We start from the raw sequence: 869 nt of genomic DNA, 5'->3' as shown, positions 1-869 counted from the left end.
ATTTTCCTTGGGATAACCAATAAATATTATCTTATTAATCCTATGTATCAATTCTATTTTTGACGGTTGAGGGAACTATTAGATTGTCTAAACTTCTTTGAGTATTTTCTGGAATAAACATTTCCATTCTGTTTATTTCAGTTGTTTGATCAGAGGATTTATTAGTGGAAGTTTGTTCGGGAGGTTTGTTGGAATTTGTACTTTTTGTTTCTTCTGTATTTATGACTTTTTTCCATCCTGTAGGCATAAATTAATTCTCCTCAGTTAATCAAAAATATAATGGGTGCATCTCAATGGGTGAAGAAAGCCAAAAATTTACCACTTTTAGGGAACACTTAACTGGAAACAGGGAATAGAAAATAGGAAAAAATTATTTTGGCAAATAAATATGAGATGCACCCAATATAATTATGGCTTCCTGATTAAATTTAAAAGTTTTTAGAGATAAAGAACAGATAAAGATTTTAGAAATTTGAAGCCTTGAAAAAGTATCAGCTTTTTATTTGATAGAGTTTAAAAAGTGAGCATTTTGCGGTAAGGGAGACAGGAAGATCGCTCTTACGATTTTTTCGACTACTTTCTCTATAACTCCTATTTATTCTGACTCTATACGGACATTGCATAGAATTTCTCTGCCTCAACAAAAATACTTTTTCAGCAAACCCTAATTAGGTGGGTTTAATTAAGTTCAAATGTCATTGCGAGGAGGAATGATGAAACAATCTTTATTACTTTACCAGATATGCTTTGTCAATTTTTATATTCCCTATTTTTTGTTACCTAAAACCTAGAAATTAATACCTCACTCTTTATAAGAATTGATACATAGGATTAATAAGATAATATTTATTGGTTATCCCAAGGAAAAT

The 869-nt window shown here is 30.0% G+C and carries 1 protein-coding gene; it reads right to left on the bottom strand.

Annotation, left to right across the window (positions count from 1 at the left end; all coding sequences use genetic code 11):
- Positions 1-40: 40 nt before the first annotated feature.
- Positions 41-247 (bottom strand): hypothetical protein, encoded by a 207-nt coding sequence (locus D5R40_RS33400; protein ID WP_124155918.1) that lies wholly within the window; start codon positions 245-247, stop codon positions 41-43.
- Positions 248-869: the final 622 nt, after the last annotated feature.

Origin of the sequence: Okeania hirsuta (assembly GCF_003838195.1) — a bacterium.
Classification (GTDB): domain Bacteria; phylum Cyanobacteriota; class Cyanobacteriia; order Cyanobacteriales; family Microcoleaceae; genus Okeania; species Okeania hirsuta.
This window is presented reverse-complemented; position numbering and strand designations above follow the sequence as displayed.